3 protein-coding genes are annotated in these 3,008 nt (G+C 33.4%); all 3 read right to left on the bottom strand.

The window, feature by feature from the left end; all coding sequences use genetic code 11:
* Positions 1–132: 132 nt before the first annotated feature.
* Genes ACTNC6_RS16030 through ACTNC6_RS16020 form a run of 3 tightly spaced genes read right to left on the bottom strand, consistent with a single transcriptional unit; the run spans position 133 to position 2,904 of the window.
* Entirely contained in the window at positions 133–1,605 is a 1,473-nt protein-coding gene (locus ACTNC6_RS16030) for a GHKL domain-containing protein (RefSeq protein ID WP_441032413.1), read from the bottom strand.
* A 4-nt stretch (positions 1,606–1,609) separates the two neighbouring features.
* On the bottom strand, positions 1,610–2,317 hold the full coding sequence (locus tag ACTNC6_RS16025; RefSeq protein ID WP_441032410.1) for a LytR/AlgR family response regulator transcription factor: 708 nt from the start codon (positions 2,315–2,317) through the stop codon (positions 1,610–1,612).
* On the bottom strand, positions 2,314–2,904 hold the full coding sequence (locus ACTNC6_RS16020; RefSeq protein ID WP_441044633.1) for a hypothetical protein: 591 nt from the start codon (positions 2,902–2,904) through the stop codon (positions 2,314–2,316). Before ACTNC6_RS16020 ends, ACTNC6_RS16025 begins: the two co-directional genes overlap by 4 nt.
* Between the last annotated feature and the right edge of the window lie 104 nt (positions 2,905–3,008).

The following is a 3,008-nucleotide window of genomic DNA, read 5'->3' as shown; positions in this document are numbered from 1 at the left end:
ATCGTTGGTAAAAATGACGAAGAAAAGAGCCTTTTCTCGCATGAGAAAGGGCTCGGAGTACTTTAGGTAGAAAAATCACTGGAAGCTAACATCAATGCTTCCAATTACTTGCTTTTCCATCATCTTATCTCTTTATCTTTCTATAATAATCAATACATCAAAAAAACTTTCATCATAACTAAAATGTACGCTTCCATTATATTTTTCAACAATGTGCTTCACGCTCTCTATCCCCCATCCATGCCCAACTGTGTCCATTTTATCCGTCAGAAACTTTTTTCCCTTTTTATTTGGTAATTTGCTATTAGAATTCCACAGCTTGAATATTAGCGTATCATTCACATTCTTCATCGTTAATTCAATTTTTCGCTTCTCTTTACATTTTGAAGCAGCTTCAATCGCATTATTAATCAAATTTTCAAACAGAATAATGAAATCCATATCATCCACAATAATATCCATAACCTCAGCATTTAAGCAAAAATCTATATCTAGTTCATCCATTTTTCTTTTTTCCATTGTAATCGCACGATCAACAATGGAAATACCTGTCCAATAATCTTTTCTCACAAATTTTTCCTTACACCTGCACAACAATTGCTGAATTTCTTCTAAGTCACCACTTTTCAAAGATTCTTCTATAAAATTTATCATATATTTTTCATCATGTACTAAGCAGCGATATTCACGATAATGTTCATTTAGTTGCTGATACTGACTTGCCATCATATTATTTCTTACTTCTAAAAGATTCTTTTCTGTATCAATATTCTTTATATAATAATGAATCGCAATCAACATTAAAACCAGCATTATTGCTATAATAACCATAAAACCAATGATCAATGCCTTTTCTTCTATTATTCCATTGCAAAAATAGAAAAACAAATATAGAATACCACATTCAATAACAGAAACTATCCAAATTATGTTTAGATTCTTTTTTAGTAGCTTTCCCATCCAAACATCAACATTTAGTATTTTCTGCAATACATACATTAAAATGCTGATTATTACAATCCATAGTGCCCCCTGATATGAATTTGTTAAATTAATTCCACTGTATAAATACTCCCTCATTGTTCGATGAGTAAGTAAACCAGCTGTAAGTATATATAATATTTTCATAAATCCTATATTAACTAAATATATAACTTCCCACAAATATGCCTGAAAAAATTTGCAATTATAAAAAGCTAATAAAAAAAATGGCATATATGAATTTCCTGTTAAAAGTTCCATCCCAGACAAATATGAATTCCAATATTGAATAGTAAGAAGAGCAGAAATCAAAAGAAACAACATAATTTCCTTTATCTCAAAATATTTCGCACGATGTCGACTTATAAAATCAGTTTTCATTACAATGCAATCTAAACTTACTACTATAATATAAATTACAATAAAATATTTTATATTAGATTCTATCCCCAAATATCCTTTTAACATTGTATATGTAAATAATACAATAAAGAAGAAAACAATTTTTTCAGCTATTCTATATTTAGAATACTCTTTACGTTTCGGAAACATTTTTCCAAATATCCAGACTCCCACTCCTGTCTCAAGCATAACTGCAATAAAGTACAGCAGTACCATCAACATATATCTATACCCCCCAGTAATTTAATATTGCCTTTCTTACATATTTGAATCTTTCTCTGCCAACTGCAATAATTTCTCCATTCCGTATATATAGGTCACGGTTTTTCATCTTCATCACATGCTTAATATTTGCCAGGTATCCTCTGTCCACAATAATAAAATCTTTTGAATTCAGTTCCTTTTCAATTGTCGACAGGCTTTCCCTGATAGCGGTTTCCCCATTTCTATGTACAAACACAACATTTTTTCCTTCTTTTTTCACATAGAAAATGTCAGAATACGCAATCTTCTCAATTTCACTCCGTTTTTTAATAATATAGTATTTTTCTTCTCTCGCCATAAGTGCCGGAAGCAGAGCATCATAGGTAAGGTATAACCTGTCCTTGAGCTGATCTTTGGGAATATAGCGATAGGTATTTACCTCATAGGCTTCCACAGCATAATTCAGATGATTGGTAATATATATAATAATAGGCTCCGGATACAGCTTCCGGATTTCTCTTGCAACCTCGATTCCATTCTTTCCCGGCATTTCTGCATCCAGAATATACAGGTCAAATTTCTCTTCTTTCAGTCCCAGCAGAAACCACTCTGAACTCTGATACAAGGTTATCTCACACTCTACCTTTTTACTGTGAAAATACTGCCTTGTAATCTGCTCTTCCTTCTCCAGAGCTTCTTCTTCATCATCCAGTATTGCAATTTTTATCATTTCTTTATTATTTCCTCCATAAACGTATAAAATCTGAATCTCTTTACATCATGGAAATAACTCTCTCCATCATTTATAACCAGTTCATATATTTCCGTTCCCGCCTCTGAGGAAATATCTGTTCTATGATATTCATAGATATATCTGCCTGTCTGATGCTCACGTACCTTCCGGATAATATCATCTACCAGTTCTCCGATAGTCATGGGACTGTCTCTGGATGGTTTCCACTTACCGATCATGCTCCGGACCTGTGTCTTATTCAGCCGGATTCTCTTCCCTGCCATAATTCCTCTTGGATAGAAATCAGAAACTGTTTTGTCTGTTTCTCGCAGTATATCACATACCGTCTGATTCTGTCCATCTATTGCGAATCCCATGTTTGTATATGCCTGCATATGCTGCAAAGCCAATGCCAGATATTTTTTGTCCCCGGATTCATGATACCAACACAGAAGATTGTCCAAGCTTCTCTCAATCGTATCTCTGGCTGAAATCCCGTAATTCTGCAATGTCTGCAATGTAAACATCATAATGTAGATATCTTTTATTTCATCAGTATGACTGGTCTGCTCCACATATAGCACTTTTCCCCCCCCACAGTCTGTCCGAAAACCTTATTTTTAGGCATAAATTTAGCCCCTTTCCTTCATCTGTGACATTGAAAACTGAATAAAATACACAGGATGAA

Origin of the sequence: Blautia sp. HCP3S3_C4 (assembly GCF_052064095.1) — a bacterium.
Taxonomy (GTDB): domain Bacteria; phylum Bacillota; class Clostridia; order Lachnospirales; family Lachnospiraceae; genus Blautia_A.
The sequence above is the reverse complement of the archived record's forward strand: the minus strand, read 5'-3'. Positions and strand labels throughout refer to the sequence as shown.

Coding starts and splice junctions, on each gene's coding strand:
- ACTNC6_RS16030 (WP_441032413.1), bottom strand. CDS start 1,605: ATGTTGATGGTACTGCTGTACTTTATTGCAGTTATGCTTGAGACAGGA.
- ACTNC6_RS16025 (WP_441032410.1), bottom strand. CDS start 2,317: ATGATAAAAATTGCAATACTGGATGATGAAGAAGAAGCTCTGGAGAAG.